This is a genomic window from Parasulfitobacter algicola, from assembly GCF_013315265.1.
Classification (GTDB): Bacteria; Pseudomonadota; Alphaproteobacteria; order Rhodobacterales; family Rhodobacteraceae; genus Parasulfitobacter; species Parasulfitobacter algicola.
On sequence record NZ_JABUFE010000007.1, the window covers coordinates 106,176 to 123,831 of the forward strand.

General features: G+C 53.3%; 14 protein-coding genes. 5 read left to right on the top strand and 9 right to left on the bottom strand.

What is annotated here, in order from left to right:
• Positions 1-2: 2 nt before the first annotated feature.
• The 5 genes from HRQ87_RS12635 to HRQ87_RS12655 are packed head-to-tail and all read right to left on the bottom strand — an operon-like array spanning position 3 to position 7,622.
• A complete protein-coding gene (locus tag HRQ87_RS12635) occupies positions 3-2,138 on the bottom strand; it encodes a HEAT repeat domain-containing protein (protein WP_174138800.1) in 2,136 nt (711 codons plus the stop codon).
• Positions 2,135-4,810, bottom strand: coding sequence for an arsenate reductase (azurin) large subunit (locus HRQ87_RS12640; RefSeq protein WP_174138801.1), 2,676 nt, complete (start codon positions 4,808-4,810; stop codon positions 2,135-2,137). Before HRQ87_RS12640 ends, HRQ87_RS12635 begins: the two co-directional genes overlap by 4 nt.
• Positions 4,811-4,822: 12 nt before the next feature.
• The gene (locus HRQ87_RS12645) at positions 4,823-5,407 is read right to left on the bottom strand and encodes an arsenate reductase (azurin) small subunit (protein WP_174138802.1); all 585 of its coding nucleotides are present in this window, start codon (positions 5,405-5,407) and stop codon (positions 4,823-4,825) included.
• A gap of 12 nt (positions 5,408-5,419) precedes the next feature.
• Positions 5,420-6,544, bottom strand: a complete 1,125-nt coding sequence (locus HRQ87_RS12650) for a cytochrome-c peroxidase (protein WP_174138803.1) — start codon at positions 6,542-6,544, stop codon at positions 5,420-5,422.
• A 10-nt stretch (positions 6,545-6,554) separates the two neighbouring features.
• Positions 6,555-7,622 carry a cytochrome-c peroxidase gene (locus HRQ87_RS12655; protein WP_174138804.1) on the bottom strand — a complete coding sequence of 356 codons (1,068 nt, stop codon included), beginning with the start codon at positions 7,620-7,622 and terminating at the stop codon, positions 6,555-6,557.
• Here HRQ87_RS12655 and HRQ87_RS20590 point away from each other — a divergent pair.
• Positions 7,579-8,577: a helix-turn-helix domain-containing protein gene (locus tag HRQ87_RS20590; RefSeq protein ID WP_174138805.1), complete on the top strand. Its 999-nt coding sequence runs from the start codon at positions 7,579-7,581 to the stop codon at positions 8,575-8,577. The two genes, HRQ87_RS12655 and HRQ87_RS20590, sit on opposite strands and share 44 nt — an antisense overlap.
• 15 nt (positions 8,578-8,592) lie before the next feature.
• On the opposite strand, the gene HRQ87_RS12665 is transcribed toward HRQ87_RS20590, so the two are convergent.
• Together HRQ87_RS12665 and HRQ87_RS12670 are read right to left on the bottom strand one after the other, a co-directional pair.
• Positions 8,593-8,832, bottom strand: a complete 240-nt coding sequence (locus tag HRQ87_RS12665; protein ID WP_174138806.1) for a DUF2842 domain-containing protein — start codon at positions 8,830-8,832, stop codon at positions 8,593-8,595.
• A complete protein-coding gene (locus HRQ87_RS12670) occupies positions 8,832-10,124 on the bottom strand; it encodes an adenylosuccinate synthase (RefSeq protein WP_174138807.1) in 1,293 nt (430 codons plus the stop codon). Before HRQ87_RS12670 ends, HRQ87_RS12665 begins: the two co-directional genes overlap by 1 nt.
• A gap of 142 nt (positions 10,125-10,266) precedes the next feature.
• Between HRQ87_RS12670 and secG the strand changes: the two genes are divergently transcribed.
• Positions 10,267-10,629, top strand: coding sequence for a preprotein translocase subunit SecG (gene secG, locus HRQ87_RS12675; protein WP_174138808.1), 363 nt, complete (start codon positions 10,267-10,269; stop codon positions 10,627-10,629).
• A gap of 183 nt (positions 10,630-10,812) precedes the next feature.
• Positions 10,813-12,456, top strand: a complete 1,644-nt coding sequence (gene pyrG / locus HRQ87_RS12680; protein ID WP_174138809.1) for a CTP synthase — start codon at positions 10,813-10,815, stop codon at positions 12,454-12,456.
• A gap of 90 nt (positions 12,457-12,546) precedes the next feature.
• Here pyrG and HRQ87_RS12685 read toward each other — a convergent pair whose 3' ends face one another.
• Both HRQ87_RS12685 and HRQ87_RS12690 read right to left on the bottom strand, forming a co-directional pair.
• Positions 12,547-13,251 (bottom strand): response regulator transcription factor, encoded by a 705-nt coding sequence (locus HRQ87_RS12685; RefSeq protein ID WP_174138810.1) that lies wholly within the window; start codon positions 13,249-13,251, stop codon positions 12,547-12,549.
• 76 nt (positions 13,252-13,327) lie between these two features.
• Entirely contained in the window at positions 13,328-14,869 is a 1,542-nt protein-coding gene (locus HRQ87_RS12690) for a sensor histidine kinase (RefSeq protein ID WP_174138811.1), read from the bottom strand.
• 563 nt (positions 14,870-15,432) lie between these two features.
• Between HRQ87_RS12690 and HRQ87_RS12695 the strand changes: the two genes are divergently transcribed.
• Positions 15,433-17,184: an acetolactate synthase 3 large subunit gene (locus HRQ87_RS12695; protein ID WP_174138812.1), complete on the top strand. Its 1,752-nt coding sequence runs from the start codon at positions 15,433-15,435 to the stop codon at positions 17,182-17,184.
• Positions 17,184-17,609 carry a hypothetical protein gene (locus HRQ87_RS12700; RefSeq protein ID WP_174138813.1) on the top strand — a complete coding sequence of 142 codons (426 nt, stop codon included), beginning with the start codon at positions 17,184-17,186 and terminating at the stop codon, positions 17,607-17,609. Before HRQ87_RS12695 ends, HRQ87_RS12700 begins: the two co-directional genes overlap by 1 nt.
• The last annotated feature ends 47 nt before the right edge of the window (positions 17,610-17,656 follow it).

The window sequence follows — 17,656 nt, forward strand, 5'->3', positions numbered from 1 at the left end:
GATCATCGGGGGCCGAATGCTATGAGAATGGAAAGGACATCATGGCTGGACGTGTTGGGTCTTGCTAAAATTTCAAGGCACAGATGGCGCGCGTCTTGTTCGGCATTGATCACAGACCCAAGACCCGCCGTTTCGCCCATATCAAATGCAATCTGAATGGCCTTTGACATCGCAAAACGTGACTGTATTGCCATGATCCTGTGAAGGGCGGCGCGTCTGACGATCTCGGCGCTGTCGTGCAAGGCGTCAAGTAACTGACACGTTTGATCAACAGCATATGACTGAACGCAGATCATTCTGACAATCGGATCAGGATCGGCAGATAATTTGATAATACCTTGGTCCACGTCCCCTGTTTTAAGAAGCATACGCAATGCATCTGCGCGCACTTGTGGCTGTGTGTCCTTTAAACCTTTTGCAAAAGCGCGACGCTGCGGCTGTTTCAGAATATGATGATCGACCAGCTGCAAACCCGCACGATAGACGGCGGTTCTGACGTCTGGATGCGGATCATCCACACATTCCAAGATGGCCTTTGCAAGTCCGGTGCTTTTGATGCTGGCCGCAATGCCGATTGCCGTAATCCGCAGGTCCGTGGCGAAATTGTCAGGGCCAGCGATTGCAACTCGGCGGCGGCCCTGGGGTATTTTGGGCGTATCTCCTTGCCCCGGTGCATTTTGATCCTGAAGATGCTGCAGCGTCGATCGTGGAAAATCCGGCTTGACCACAATGCTTTCGGCATCAGGGTTTTCTGCAACGATGTCGCCATCACGCGTGATCATGATACGTGGATCAGTGGGGCCTTCAACGCGCGTTGCGCCAAGATCGCCCTGCCCACCCTGAACAGCCATTGGGATAACATCGTTATCTGCAGATATATGATTGATCGCGGCGATGATTGCATCCTCGGCCATTGGCGCCAGCTGATCGTCACGCTGAATAACACGCGCGAGCGCTTTCAGGGCGGCTGCACGCAATTGACGATCCGGATTGTGAACCATAGCCGCCATATGTTGGATTACGTCAGGGTCTGACGACGCGGACAACGCCGCGATGGCAGCAATGCGCAATTCGGCCTGTTGTTCGGGTTTGCCGCTGATGTCGATCAGCACGGGTGCAGCGCGCGGCGCGTCAAGTTTTGCCATTGCAGTGATGCACGCAATCGCCAATTCAGATCGCGCGCCCGCCAGCCAGGCAGCCGCGTTTGAAAACAAGTCTTTCGGCGGCTCAGGATGTTCTGATACCAAAGACAGGGCAAGCGCCCGCACCGCTTCACTGGTGTCTGCCAACCCGGCCAAAGCAAGATCGGGCCGTTGGGCACCAAAACGGTCTAACGTGGCAAACCTGACCTGCGGGTCACTGTCTTGGCCCAATTGTTCGACGCAACCATGATCGGCGCTGCAGGCACGCAAGGATAAGATACGGATCTGCGGACTGACATCATTCGCCAACACGTCGATCATCGGCCCAAGGACCGAAAGCTTCGCGTTTAAAAGCGCATTCAATGCAAAACGGCGTGTCTTGTCGGATGGATGACGCACAATCCCAAGCAGTGCCGCGGTGCCTGTTTCCGGGATCTGCGCAAGGGCGGCAAAGGCCACATCTTCCAGCTCTTGGCCCAATTCATCTTGTGTGGCGGCTAGAATGGGTTCAACCGCGCCGCGATCCTGCATCTTGCCCAACGCTGCAATTGCGGCGATCTGCACTTCAAGCCAATCGTCCCACATGCCCGCCTGATCTTCCCAGGCGATCTTATCTTCCATCCTATCCAACGCCAAACCCCGCAAAACGGGGATCGCAATAACCGCATTTAGCTTTGCCAAAACCTGAATCGCCGCGATTTTGACATCCTTGACGGGATCGCCCAACAACGATTCCAAAATGGTCTGGGCATGTTCTGGCGCGGCACATCTGCGCAAAGCCATCATCGCATCGTCCCGCACATCGGGATCTTCGTCCATCAGCGCATCGACAAGCATCGATGCGGCCCGCGGATCATTCAACGCCCCCAAGGCCCGCGCAGCCGCGCATCTGATCACCGCATTGTCCGATGCAAGATGGCGGCTGATCAAACTTAATGCATCCAGCGATCCGGTTGGCGATGGCTTTGCCAAGGTGATACTTGAAACTGCGCTCATGCAATATCACGCCGGGCAAATGACATGGACCGGAACTGATGCTTATAAGGGCTTTCGCCCATACGCGTCACCATGCCCACACCCATTTTATAGTTATAATTACCACTGATCCAATCCACTACACGGCCCGAAAGGGCATTGGCAGGTTGATTTGTATGTAAAAAGTCCATGAAACCAACGCCTTGCTTAATAGCCGGGGTGACAATGGCTACGGCCGTAATCGCGGCGCGCGTCAGTTCAATGTGGCCATTTTTCAGCAAGCTGTCGAAATCGAAATCTGATGCTTCGACCCCCACAATCGTATCCTTTTGCACCGGGATACGGTCCGAATGCAGCATCACGTAATCGCCGGATTCGACCCCAAACTTCGCCGCATCATTGGGATGCAGTTCGATCCAGTTTTCCGGCCACCGCTGCACGATATAGGGCCTGCGCCGATCATCATAACCCGATTGCCAGCGTTCATTGATCCGGCCCGATGTCATCCAAATCTCGCCCTCGCGCGGTTTCAGCCAATTCCAATAGCTTGAAAACAGATCCCATGGCGCTTTTTGCAGATTACACTTGCCGGTCTGGGTGTTGAAGTGGGTCAGCTTTTTGTTGAACACCGTCGCCCCGGCGGGGCCGTTTTTCGGCAAAACCCGGTTCACATCATGCAAACGTTTTGTTTCTTCTAGACTGCCATCAGCCAGCATCAGAACAGGGCCTTGAATACCATTAGTGCCAAATTCGCCCAGCTTTTCATGCAAGGTTTTACCTTCACGATGGGCAGCAACCTTGACCATGTGAAAGTCCTTACGGGACCCCCGCGAATGGCGGGACCCTTCCTCCAGCACCTCATTGCTGTCTTTCCAGTCAAACCCTTCAAAGCCCATTTTCTTGGACAGTTGCGCGATGATCCACCAGTCTGGCTTAACCTCACCCGGGGCATCGTAGAACTTTGGATAAAGCCGGATGCGACGTTCGCCATTGGCGCGGGTGAATGTTTCTTCACCCCACCCTGACGCAGGAAAAACAATGTCGGCATAGCGCGCGCCAATGGGGTCCACCAGATAGATATCCTGATCCCAAACAACCATCCCGCCACTGTCCGCACGACGTTTCAGTGTTTCGATAATATCAGCCTTATCAAAGCTTTGCACCTGATGGGGATTGCGCGTTGTCAGCTCATCGAACTTGGCTTGCAGCGATTGCGACCCGCACATGGCCTGAACCCAGGTTGTGCCGATCACATGGGCCAACCTTGTGTGCCCACTCATTAAATATCTATCCGTATCCATCGCGCGACGGCGACGGCCTGGCAGTTTTTCGGGGCTTTTGTTGCGCGGATAGGATCCACCGCGCAAACCGCCGCGCTGGTGTCCCCCTGCCCGGCCAATGACCTGACCGGGGCGACCACCGCAGCCACAGATGATGCCCAACGACGAAATCGCATTTGTGTTGCCGGTGTTGTTGGACCAGTAAAACCCCTTTTCAATCATGATCGAGGTCTTGGGCCGCGTGCCGTCTTCCCTGGGCTTGGCCATCCATTCCGCCGCCGTATAGATTTTCTGAACATCAATCTGCGCAATTTCGGCGGCATTTTCAGGGATCGCATAATCCTGCGCCAGCAGCCATTCTTTCCAGTCCTCAAACCCGTCAGTCTGGAACTGTCCCCATGTCGTGCGCCACTGCCATGGCGTGTTGCGCGTGCCCTGTCCAAACCCGGATGAGCTTTCCCATTTGGAATTGACCCAGTTTTGAATCCATTCCGCATCTTCCCAACCATTTTCAACGATAACTCGCGCGATTGCCAGAACCACTGGCAGATCGGTACCCGGCTGGATATCAATCAACATCCCGCCATTTTTCACTGCATAGGCCACGCCAGCCGTGCTGCGCGGCAAAAGAAAGATCGCTTTTTGACCGTTCTGAATGCCCTGCATGATCCAATCGGTATAAAGGATCGTCTTGGATTCATATGGATCAGTCCCGCACATCAGCAGCGTTTCAGCGTCGCGCCAGTCTTCGTAAGATGGGCCGAAATTATCGAACCCCGCATCGCGAAACCCGGGCGTCGATGACACATCCGACGGCGTATCATGAAAGGTGAAGTTTGCCGTACTGATGTTTCGCAGGGCGTATTTCGTGATGGCATAGGTATTTTCCATATAGCCATAGGAAAACGTCTTGACGCCGTACGCATTGGTCCCGTGCTTTTCCAGCACGTGCTTGCCGACCTCAGCCGCAATATCCAGCGCAAAATCCCAGGTCACCGGCATCAGGACACCAAACATGCGCACCATGGGCGATTTCAAACGATCGCGCGTGGGCGTTTGCGGGTTATAAACCTTTTGCGCAATCGCACCGCCACGGATCGACGAATTGCCGCGCGGATTGACAAATTCGGTGTCTTTGTCTGGGATGATAATAACGTGATGCGGTTCGCCATTGTGCAGCACGATGTTATGCTGCGTGGGCGCGATCCATGGTCCCAGGACATAGGTTGGAAAATCTTCGCCAAAGGCGTTTTCTTCGGCCTTAGGGCCACCGACTTTGCCACCACGCACTGGCCAGCGATAAACCTTGTAACCGCAGGCCACGACACAATAATCGCACGCGGTGGAAATCACGTCCGCGTCGGGCGGTGGCAGTGGCACGGATTCTTCGGGGATATAATACGGGGTGGACATAATAGGTTTTCCTTATCCCTGAAGATTGTCAATGCGGCCATAGATCAGGCCAAACATACCGACGGCATAGATATCGTCGCCGTCCAGTTCCAAAAGCACCTGCGGCAGTGATTGGTACGCCTGACCGGATATAAAAATCCCGTGTCGCGTCAGATCAAACGTCGTCAGATGCAGCGGGCATGGCCCAAGCGCCTTGTCAGCAGCCTGATAGGTGCCTTGCAACGGGCCACCCTGATGGGTGCAGGTATAGTTAAAGGCGACGACATCACTGTCAGGCCCTAACCCGCCGCCCGCCTCGCGTCCAAGTTTCACAAGAATGCTTTCGGCATATGCGCCTTCATCCGGATATTCAAAATCTAGCGGTTCATCGACGCGCAGTTCGGACAATCTGGCGATCAGTTTACGTGGATAGGTCGACACAACTGCAGGCTGCTGTGCGTCCACCATGCCCGGCATGCCGATCATGACAACAGATGTCGCAATCCCACCGGTCAGCAGAAAACTGCGCCGCGTCATCAGACAACCGCGGGCGGGTTTACCGCCATTGATCAGCTTTACAAGATCATCTTTTTCGAGGTCGCTTTTTATAACATTCATCTCGCCTCTCCTTTAATTTTGCGCACTGGCGGGCAGCGGTTGCATCATGGGTAATTCAGGCGGATCGATCAGAATTTCATCCCCCGACAGACTTTCGATAAAGGCGACCAGTTCATCAATCTCGCTATCGGTCAGACCCAGGGGCTGGATCAGCGGGCTTTTGGTGTCGGCCCAATCATTTTCGCCGCCACCATCGTTGTAAAACACCACCACATCGCGCAGCGTTTCCAGCATACCGTTGTGCATATAGGGATAGGTGTATTTGGTATAACGCAGACTCGGCGTGCGAAATTTGCCGTAATGGCGCGTGTCTTTGGTGCGGAAATACAGACCCGGATCATCCTTGGCGCTGCGGTACAGTTCTTCGTTGGACCCTTTGGCGAAAATCTCAAACCGGAACGTGATCTGCGCCAATTCATCGGTTTCCCAACCATCATAGGCCGGAACGCCGATATTATAATATTGCTCGTCACTCAAAAGCGGGCCATTGTGACATGCCACGCAATTGGCCTTGCCGGTGAACAGATCCAGACCGCGCTTTTGTTGATCGCTTAAGGCGGCATCATCACCGTTCATATACAGATCAAAGGGCGTATCAGTCTGAACGATGGTGCGCTGAAACGCGGCGATGGCCATATAAGCGTGGCGGATGTTCGGCCAGTCATCACCAAACACTTCGCGAAACTGTGCGCGATATTCCGGCACAAACGCCAGTCGGGCTTCCATCATGTCATCTTCGCCATTGCCCGCAACACCGCCACGCGCGGCAGATCGTGCCTGGGCTTCCAATGATTTCGAAGACCCCGCCCAGAACAGCTTGCCGTAATAGGCGGAATTCACGATGGTTTGGCTATTACGCCAATGGGTGGTGCCCGGATAGCCAAAGCTGATCTGATCCTGCACAGCCCAACCTGCATCGGGCAAATGGCAGGCAGAACAGGGCATTGACCCATTGCCTGATAGAATACCATCAAAGAACAGCATCTTGCCAAGTTCAACCTTGGCGTCCGTCATCGGGTTGTCGGCGGGTATCGGCGGTGGCCCCAATGCTGCCAGCTGTTCGGGACGATGCCCGTCGGCCAAAGCAGTTGCAGTCAAGATTGCGGTAAAGGCGATTGAATATCTGAAAATGGACATGCTCGCCCCCTTAATTCTGCGCATCGCGCCAGTTTTCGATCAGTTGATAATCATAATCCTCCGCCCGCCAGACATAGGCGTCGGTGTCAAAGCTGTCGCCCGACAACGCCTGCAGAAACGCCAACAGATCTGCCTTTTCGCTTGGCACCAACCCCAAGGGCTGAAGCCGCGGATCCTTGAACGGATCATCGCCACCGCCCTGGTTATAAAAATCAATCACCTCGTCCAGCGTCGCCATTGTGCCGTTGTGCATATAAGGCGCGGTCCAGGTCAGTTCGCGCAACGTGGGCGTCAGAAAGCGACGCGCGGTTTCAGGGCGACGGGTGCGGATATAGGCCCCCAAATCTTGGCGCAGGTTCATGTAATTTTCGACGCCCATAAATTTGGCATAGGTCACAAAGGCCGAATGCCGTTCCGGATCAGACCAGATGTCAGGATTATCAGGAACACCGGTGTTATAGGGTTTGTCATCGGTAAACCGGTTCCCGCTGTGGCACGCAGAACAATTCGCCTTGCCATCAAACAGACCTTGCCCGCGCTGTGCGGCAGGTGACATTTCACCCATATCAATGGGCGCCCCGCGTGATGCAATCGTGCGCATGAATGCCTGCAACGCATTCCGTGCGCCACCGTTCGACGGCTCATTCATCCCCGCAGCCGCAAACATCTGCACGTAAACCGGATCCTGTTTGAACCGTTCCTGCATGATGCGCATATCCATGTTCATCAGATAGGTTTCGGTAATCATCTCGCGGGCGACATCGTTCAGGTTCGTGCCCAGACGCCCATCATGCAGCCAGGCATCGCGGTGTCCGACATTGGCCAAAGTTGGAGTATTGCGAAAATGCGCCGCACCGGTATAGGCGTCTGACAGCGCCTGACCGTCGGTAAAGGCTTTATCCGGTTGGTGGCAAGACGCGCACGACAGTGATGTGTCACCCGAAAGTCGCGTGTCGTAGAACAATCGCTTGCCTAGCTCTGCAAGCTCAGCCTTGACCTCAAGCGGTTCAATGCCCTGCTGCGCGGCTGCGGGCGTGGCGATCAGCAAAGCAAATGCCACGGTCAATATCTTGTTCATCACGGCCCCCCGGTTTTTGGTGCACATCTCAGAGTATGGTCATTCGACCAAACCCAATCATGCTTTTCCAAACCCTAGTGTTGACCCAACGGCAGCCCCGTTGATTGCAATCAACTTAGCGCAAATAAAAGGAAACAGTTCCAGATTGATGTATTCCATGCTTGATCTGCATCAACGCACGTCACCCTTGCAATGGTTACTGATTGCAGTGGCCCAAAAATGGGTTGCAACATTGGTGTGCGATATGAAACTGGACCTGAAGGCAAAACGCATAACTCAGGACCCCCTGGCCGACATTTCCCCATGGGATACGCTTAACTGGCACAGCCGTCAGATCCTGAACGACATGTCCAAGGTTATTACGTTCCGAAAAGAAACTGTCAGCGAACATCGACTGTTCATTGTGCTGTCCGGCGTGATGGCCGTACGGCGGGAATTATCCGACGGGCGTTGGACTTTTTCGACCCTTTTCAAGGCCGGGGATATCATTGACACAGAACGCCATGAACGCATCCATCAGGGAAAACTCATGGCACTGAACAGCGTTGACGTCATGCTGGTCACATCCGAAACATTTCGCCAGTGCCTGACCACGACCCCGGATATCAACCGGGTCTATAGCCAAGTTATGCGTATTCTGGCCGAACGCGCCCGCGATCACATCACTGATCTTGCGTGTAAAACGCCAACCGAGCTGGTTGCATCTGTCCTGTTTGAATTCAAACGATGGCCACAGTCCATACAGATCAACAAAAGTGACACCGTGGTGCTGCCCATCAGCCGCCGCAACATCGCGCATTATCTTGGCATAAAGCCCGAAACAATCAGTCGCGTTTTCAACAAGCTGGAAACACAACAGCTTTTGCAGGTGCCCCTTGCCGACCATGTGATTATGCTGGATGCCCCAAAGATCAGACAGATCGCAAATGGCGGCCATCCCCGCGGACAGGGCTAGCCTATCCGCGTGCAATCAATCCTTGGGCATCGCATCAGGGTCAGCTTGACCGATGCCCTTGAACACAAACTTCAGCGGAAACGCCCAGACCACGCCCAAAGACACATAGATAAAAATCTCAAGCAAAATCGGCGGACGCTCAAGGCCGGGATACAGCCAGTTCATGATCGTCACGCACGTCACGATATAGGCCGGAAGACCAAATATCAGGATCACAAGCGCCAGGCGCTTTCGGGCTTTGTAAGACATGGCCATCAGTCAGCAAACGGGTCCGTTACAAGAATAGTGTCATCGCGTTCGGGTGATGTGGAAACTAGTGCGACCGGGCACTGGATCAACTCTTCGATGCGGCGGACGTATTTGATGGCTTGCGCGGGCAATTCGGCCCAACTGCGCGCACCTGCAGTGGATTCCGACCAGCCCTCAATCGTCTCATAGATCGGGGTCACCCGCGCCTGCTGATCGGCAGCGGTGGGCAGATAATCCAATGTTTTGCCGTCCAGATCATAGCCCACGCAGATCTTCAGTTCTTCCAAGCCGTCCAGCACATCCATCTTGGTCAGCGCAATGCCGTTCACGCCCGACAGCACACAGGTCTGTCGCACCAGAACGGCATCAAACCAGCCGCACCGTCGCGACCGCCCGGTGACAGTGCCCTTTTCGCGGCCCACCGTCGCCAGATGTTCGCCCACCTCATCAAACAACTCGCAGGCAAACGGCCCTTCGCCCACGCGCGTTGTATAGGCCTTGACGATGCCCAGCACAAAATCCACAGCCCCCGGCCCCATACCAGTGCCCGTGGCGGCCATGCCCGACAGCGTGGTCGATGATGTTACATAAGGATAAGTCCCGAAATCCACATCCAGCAGTGATCCTTGCGCGCCTTCGAACAAAATCCGCTTTCCGGCGCGACGTTTTTCATTCAGCACTTTCCACACAGGCGCAGCATAAGGCAAAATCTTCGGCGCAATCTCTAAAAGCGCGGCTTTCAGCACGGCGCCGTCGACCTCGGGCAATCCCAGCCCCTTGCGCAGCGCATTGTGATGCACCAGCAACCGCCCGATACGTGTGTCCAGCGTCGCCTCGTCGGCCAAATCAGCCACACGGATCACCCGTCGGCCCACTTTATCTTCGTAAGCCGGGCCAATCCCGCGGCCCGTCGTACCGATCTTGGCTACAGAACTTTGGTTTTCGCGCGCACGATCCAATTCGCCATGCACGGGCAGAATCAGCGGCGTATTTTCAGCAATCATCAGATTATGGGTGCCAATCTTGACACCTTGTGCTTCGATCTTGGCAATCTCATCGATCAGCGCCCAAGGGTCCAACACAACGCCGTTACCGATCACCCCCAACTTGCCTTCGCGCAGAATACCGGACGGCAACAGGCTTAGTTTATAAACCTCGCCATCAATCACCAGGGTATGCCCGGCATTGTGCCCGCCCTGAAACCGCGCGATGACATCGGCACGTTCGCTAAGCCAATCAACGATCTTGCCTTTACCTTCGTCACCCCATTGCGCGCCAACGACGACCACATTTGCCATGTTCAGACATCCTTTATTTCAGAACCCGCGCCCATATATAGTGGCATGACGGTGGGTGAAACCGCTAATTCGCATTAATCCGCGCTTGCGACCCGGCGCATTGGGGCCTAAATACCCCTGAACTCGACTATATAGGCGTCCCATGGAAAACGTAGTTCTGATTATTCTTCTTATCCTCGCGCTTGCGCTGATTGTTGTGGTGTTACTGCAGCGATCCGAAGGTGGCGGCCTTGGTATGGGCGGCGGTGGCGGTGGTGGCGTCATGAGCGGCCGTTCAGCAGCGACAGCGCTTGGCAAACTGACATGGTTTCTGGGCATTTCCTTTATGGTCGCATCCCTTGCCATGACGATCATTTCTTCAAACAATTCATCTGGTTCGTCGCTCTTTGACGTTCCACCACCGGCCAGCGATACACCTGCTGCAGTGCCATCCATTCCGTTGGATGGTCCGATCTTGCCACCGTCTGAAAATGACAACGCACCGATCGTGCCACGTCTGGACTAGGCGCTAAATTTAGGGGGCAATCTATTTTCTGCCCCCATCATGTTGCGGTCCTGTTGTCATGTGGCCCCGAATCTTCTATAGCTTAAATCCCGTGATGCAGCGCATATTTGCCGCATCTCACAAGGTGTTTGGCACAGCTTGCGATACAACCATCGCAAGAAAATCACGGGAGACAGCCAGAATATGGCGCGATTTATTTTTATTACGGGTGGTGTTGTTTCGTCTCTTGGCAAGGGGCTGGCCTCGGCCGCATTGGGCGCGTTGTTACAGGCCCGTGGCTTTACGGTGCGGTTGCGCAAGCTGGACCCCTATCTGAACGTCGATCCCGGCACGATGTCGCCTTTTGAACATGGCGAAGTGTTCGTAACTGATGATGGCGCCGAAACCGATCTGGATCTGGGGCACTATGAACGCTTTACCGGTGTGGCCGCGCGCAAAACTGATTCTGTCTCGTCAGGTCGCATCTATTCCAATGTGCTGGAAAAGGAACGGCGTGGTGATTACCTGGGTAAAACGATCCAGGTGATCCCCCACGTCACAAATGAGATAAAGGATTTCATCAAAATCGGCGAGGATGAGGTCGACTTTATGCTGTGCGAAATCGGCGGCACTGTGGGCGATATCGAAGGCCTGCCGTTCTTTGAGGCGATCCGCCAGTTCAGCCAGGACAAACCCCGCGGTCAGTGCATCTTCATGCACCTCACCCTGTTGCCCTATATCCGTGCCAGTGGCGAATTGAAGACCAAACCGACACAGCACAGCGTCAAGGAACTGCGATCGATTGGTATCGCGCCTGACGTTCTGGTCTGCCGGTCCGAAGGTCCGATCCCAGTGAAGGAACGCGAAAAACTGGCGCTGTTTTGCAACGTCCGCCCTGACAGTGTAATCGCCGCACAGGATCTGAAATCCATTTATGAAGCGCCTCTGGCCTATCATCGCGAAGGGCTGGATCAGGCTGTGTTGGACGCATTCGGCATTAGCCCCGCACCAAAACCTGATCTGACCCGTTGGGAAGACGTCGCCGACCGCATTTACAACGCCGAGGGTGAAGTGAAAATCGCCATTGTCGGCAAGTATACCCAGCTTGAGGACGCTTATAAATCCATTGCCGAGGCCCTGACCCACGGCGGTATGGCCAACCGCGTTAAGGTTAAAATTGAATGGGTCGATGCCGAACTTTTTGATCGCGAAGACGCCGCCCCCTATCTTGAAGGTTATCACGCGATCCTTGTGCCCGGTGGATTTGGCGAACGCGGGACCGAGGGCAAAATCAAAGCCGCCGAATTCGCCCGCACCCGCAAGATCCCCTATCTTGGCATCTGTCTGGGCATGCAGATGGCCGTGATCGAAGCCGCGCGCAATCTGGCCGGAATGGAAAACGCAGGGTCCGAGGAATTTGATCACGAAGCCGGGAAAAAGCGTTTTACGCCCGTGGTTTACCACCTCAAAGAATGGGTGCAGGGCAACCACAAGGTCGAACGAAAAGCCACCGATGACAAAGGTGGCACCATGCGCCTTGGTGCGTATGACGCGACGCTGACCAAAGGGTCGAAAGTGGCACAGGTCTATGACAGCACTGCCATCGAAGAACGCCACCGCCACCGCTATGAAGTCGATATCGAATACCGCGATGATCTGGAAAAGCAGGGGCTGATCTTTTCCGGCATGTCCCCCGACGGCCGCCTGCCTGAAATCGTAGAGGTTAAAGACCACCCCTGGTTCATCGGCGTCCAGTTCCACCCTGAACTGAAATCGAAACCCTTTGATCCGCACCCGCTGTTCGCTGATTTCATCCGTGCAGCCGTCGAAAACTCACGGTTGGTCTAACCCGCCTCAAATCTATACGAAGCTATGCAATGCAGTCCCGGACGTGATCCGGGACCCTTCGTTACCAAGCAATTAAACCTTAATACAGCATCAAGATACCGCCGTTTCCGGCATATCAGCGTCGCTGAACCGGTATCCGATCCCACGCACGGTCTTGATCCGCTTGCTTTCGCCTGCGATCTTTTTGCGTAAACGGGCGACATAGACATCCACGATATTGGTATAGGGATCTTCCTGACTGCCCCAGACCGTGTTCAAAATCCGTTCTCGCGATACCAACTTGTTCACGTTCGACATGAAAAACACCAGCAGTTCGCGTTCCTTGACTGTCAGGTCTACCTCTTGGTCTTCCACGGTCACAACATGCGACGCCTTGTCAAAAACGATCAGCCCATGCCGGATCTTGTCATCCGTCACCATCGCGCCAGACTGATTATCCTGACGTCGGGCCAATGCCTCAATCCGGGCGACCAGTTCGTTGAAATCAAATGGTTTTGTCAGATAATCATCAGCCCCGGCCCGCAACCCGATCACGCAATCATCAACCGCATCCATCGCCGTCAGCATCAAGATCGGTGTCTTGATTTTGCGCGCGCGCAGCGTCCTGCACAAATCAACACCTGACATGCCAGGCAACATGACATCAAAGATCAGCACGTCGAATGTATCGGCTTTCAGCGTATCCAGTGCTGCTTCAGCATCCAACACATGCTGCACGGACCACGCTTCGGCACCAAGACCGCGGCGAATGAAATCACCCACGGCCGCCTCGTCCTCGACCAAAAGCACATTCATAATAAATCCTTCACACAAGTGGTCCCGCCAGATTTGTGAATAGTCTGCCAAAAGACATCGTCTGTCATCCGAAAACTCATGATACCGCAACCAGATGCGGGCGCGCAGGCAGTATCATACTGGCCACCAGACCGCCGCCTTCGCGGTCTGACAAACGGATCTGGCCACCGTGGGCTTCAATGATGGATTTGGCCAAAGGCAAGCCCAAACCCATCCCGCCCACATAGGCTTTGCTAGCATTCGATCCCCTGAAATATCTCTCAAACGCCTGTTTTTTCTCGATCTCTGTCATGCCCGGCCCATCATCTTCAATGGTGATGCAATATCCATCCGGGCTGTCATCCAAGCGGCATATGACCTGATCACCACCATAATTCGTTGCGTTTTGCAGCAACACCAAAAGACACTGACGCAACCGTACCGGATCCAAGCTGGTTTCAGCTTTTTGCAATACTGTTTCAAATGTCACATTTGGGCCAAAGGTCGACAGCGTATCGGCGACAAGATCCAACAGATTAACCTGTTCCCTTTTCAACTTCGGTTGACCGGCCTGGGTCCGGGCAATGAACAAAAGATCGTCCACAATCCGGGTCGTATGAACGGCCGCATTTCTGGCCCGCGTCAGTGCATCACGGTATTCATCTTTGGTTTTTTCAGCCCCGCGCAGGGCCACGTCAGCCTCGCCTTGGATAATGGTCAACGGCGTGCGTAATTCGTGACTAACATCACTTAGCATACTGCGGCGCAAACTATCGGCTTCCTGCGCTTCTTTCAGCAGCTGTTCCAGCTGCAGCGTACGCTGTTTGACCGCCTTTTCAAGTTGGACATTCTGGTTGGACAGATCACTGGTTGTGCGTTGCACACGTTCTGCCAAGGTATTGATACCATGAGCAACTTCGGCAATCTCATCCTGTCCTGTGCTTTCAATACGATGGGTATAATCCCCTTCTCCAATTTTGCGGGCACCTGACATCAAGCGCGCCAGCGGACGCGACAGCGCATTGGACAACAGCACAACAGTTGCGATGGTAATCACTATGGCAATCAGCGCAAAAATACCGGCCAGACTACGATAGAAAAAAAGCTGCTGCGCGACCTCGGCGCGGGTTTCAATCAGCTCTTTGGACTCTTCCTCAAGGGCTGCGTCAATCAGCTCTTGAAAATTCATATCAATCTCGGCGTCCAGAACTTGGGACAATTGCATCCAGCTTTGCGGCGCATCTGATTCAGACATCTCAGACAGTACAAAAATCAATCGGTTCAGCCTGACCTCGATCGTGTTCAACGCTTGCAGCTCTTCAATTTCTTCACTGCCGACCAGGTCAATTTCGGCACCGATGGCCTGACGGATATCGGCAATATCGGTACGAATTTCCGTAACCTGATGATCAATCAAGTTGGTATCTGTGCCAATCAGCAGGTCATCGCCATATTGCTTGAACAATTCATAGGTATGGGCGTAAAGTGAAAGATAATTTTGATACACAGTATGGGCCAGATCTATTCTTTGAATATGCCGATTGGCCTGATTGATCGACCACACTGCCAAAGTGACACTGCACAACAAGGTCAGAACCATCAGCGATACCAATATTCGCAGCTTGGTTAAGACATGCATGTTTGCCCCTTTTCTTACGACATCAAAGTTCCAAGACTTATCATGTCGTGACAATAAAAAATCACACTTGGTACATCTGAAAGGCCAATACGGAACATTGATCTTACATTCTATAACTTTCATCTAGTTCGAATGCCGATATGCTTCCTTTCACAAAGATGATCAGTCCCTGTCAGAAAGATGAACAGTTAATGAATAGGCAATTTCACAAGGTTTGACCGCACTTTGCAGCATTTTGTACAAAAATTTAAGTACAAAACCCCTGTACAAAATATACAAAACCCAACTTTAAATACGAAGTTAACGTAAGATAATTGCCCAAAATCCGCCTGATACGACATTTTATCCAAAAAGCTGTTGACGCCGTTTTCTGTCGAACATAATGTCCTCATGACTAAGGAGAGCTTGAAGACATGACAAATATTGTCGTACTCGTGGGAAAATGGCGCATGGGCCGGTAACGGAAACCTTGATCTTGACCCATGTGCCCCCGAAATCTTCGGGGGCTTTTTTTTGTCTGAAAGCAATATGTTACAGTAATACGTCACAAACGGAGAACAGTGATGACACGTCAAATGACCGGAGCGGAAATGGTAGTTCAAGCCCTGAAGGATCAGGGTGTGGACACAGTGTTCGGATATCCCGGCGGCGCTGTCCTTCCGATTTATGACGCGATTTTCCAGCAAAATGACATTCGTCACATTCTGGTCCGCCACGAACAGGGCGCCACCCATGCCGCCGAAGGGTACGCCAGATCCACAGGCAAACCCGGCGTTGTTCTGGTGACATCCGGCCCCGGCGCAACCAATGCTGTGACAGGCCTGACAGATGCCTTGATGGACAGTATTCCGATCGTCGTTCTGACCGGTCAGGTGCCCACGTTCATGATCGGCTCTGATGCGTTTCAAGAGGCAGATACCGTTGGGATTACAAGACCTTGCACGAAACACAACTGGCTGGTTAAGGAAACGGACCGCCTGCCCCAAGTCATTCACGAGGCATTTCATGTGGCCACATCTGGTCGCCCCGGTCCCGTGCTGGTCGATATCCCGAAAGACGTGCAATTTGCCAATGGTGTCTATACCTCGCCTAAACCTGCCGCCAGCCATTATCAGCCACGGCTAAAGGGCGATATGGCCGAGATCGAAAAGCTAGCCGATGCCATGATGACCGCCAAGCGCCCTGTTTTCTATACTGGCGGTGGCGTGATCAATTCCGGCCCTGCCGCCACGCAATTGCTGCGTGAACTTGTCGATGCAACGGATTTTCCGATTACCTCGACCCTGATGGGTTTGGGATGCTATCCGGCATCGGGTAAAAATTGGTTGGGTATGCTGGGTATGCACGGTTTGTACGAGGCGAACATGGCCATGCATGACTGCGATCTGATGATTAATATCGGCGCGCGGTTTGATGATCGGATCACCGGACGCATTGATGCGTTTTCACCTAAGTCCATGAAAGCACACATAGATATCGACGCATCGTCGATCAATAAAGTGATCCGCGTTGATATTCCATTGCTAGGCGATGTGGCCCATGTATTGGAAGATCTGCTTAAGGTCTGGAAAGCCAAGGGACGCAAGACAAACAAAGAGGCCGTTCAAAAATGGTGGGGTCAGATCAACCAATGGCGCGCTGTAAATTGTTTGAAATTCCAGCAAAAAGGCAAGATCATCAAACCGCAGCATGCGCTAACCCGCCTTGAGGCGCTGACCAAAGACAAGGATCGCTATATCTGCACCGAGGTCGGTCAGCATCAGATGTGGGCCGCGCAGTACCTGGGCTTTGAGGACCCGAACCGCTGGATGACCTCGGGCGGGCTTGGAACAATGGGCTATGGCACGCCGGCCTCAATCGGGGTGCAGGTTGCGCACCCGGACGCGCTGGTTATCAATGTCGCGGGCGAAGCCAGCTGGCTGATGAATATGCAGGAAATGGGCACAGCCGTGCAGTACCGCCTGCCCGTCAAGCAATTTATCCTGAATAATGAACGGCTTGGCATGGTACGTCAGTGGCAGGAACTGCTGCACGGCGAACGCTATTCGCATTCCTGGTCCGAAGCCCTGCCCGATTTTGTGAAACTGGCCGAGGCGTTCGGGGCCAAAGGCATACGCTGCGATAACGCCGATGATCTGGACGAAGCGATCAAGGAAATGCTGGCCTATGACGGCCCGGTGATTTTCGATTGTCTGGTGGAAAAGCACGAAAACTGCTTTCCCATGATCCCGTCGGGCAAAGCGCATAACGAAATGTTATTGGGCGAGGCCGACACCCAAGGCGTGATCGACGCTAAGGGGTCAGTCTTGGTGTGATGACTAGGACCCACCTACTTTTTAAAACAAACAAGTTTTCCCCTACACCGGGAGAGCTTGATCCTGAACACGACGACCATATTAATGATGGTATATTCGCAAAGGAACTCGCGACGTTTCTATGTTCAAGACTTCCAGAGCATGGGTACCCAATTTCAGATGATATTATTGAAGATTGGGGACATTGGATCGAAATAGATCATGATGAAGATTTTATTATTTCGGTCTGTTGTTCTAATAATTCTGCAATTGAAGATGATGGTATAGCCGAACATCGCGTATTTGCTGTTGCAACGAAGCCATTTTTTAAAAGTCTCTTCAAAAAAATTTCTACGGGTAATTCAGAAGAAAAACTTACGAAAGCTTTGAAGAAAATTTTGGAAAGCACTCCTGAAATCCAAAGTATCGAAGTCGAATATGAATAAACTTAAGATACGCGAAATTCAGATGAGATAGAGAAGTCCCGGATCAA